Genomic DNA, 277 nt, shown 5'->3' with positions numbered 1-277 from the left:
TCATTTTATTTTCAAGACTATATCTTACCAAATGAAATATTTCTCCATTTATTTCTGTACGATTAACAAATTCCATTTTTTCTAGAAATTTTAATGGAAGTTTATCATTTTTCGGCATAATTACTGATACTTCATGCCCTAATTCTGACATTTGTTTGGGTAATGCCTGTGATACTTCTGCAAGTCCACCCGTTTTAATAAAAGGATATACTTCTTATGCTACTTATACAATTTATATATAACGCCTATTCCTTATTTATTTATTGTTTCTCCACTA

1 pseudogene is annotated in these 277 nt (G+C 28.2%); it reads right to left on the bottom strand.

Going from position 1 to position 277, the window contains the following annotated elements:
* Positions 1–202, bottom strand: a pseudogene (locus tag AYC60_RS09300) (glycogen/starch synthase); the annotation flags it as partial.
* Positions 203–277: the final 75 nt, after the last annotated feature.

The organism is Streptobacillus felis, assembly GCF_001559775.1.
Classification (GTDB): Bacteria; Fusobacteriota; Fusobacteriia; order Fusobacteriales; family Leptotrichiaceae; genus Streptobacillus; species Streptobacillus felis.
Note: the sequence above shows the minus strand (reverse complement) of the source record. Positions and strands in the feature narration are given on the sequence as shown.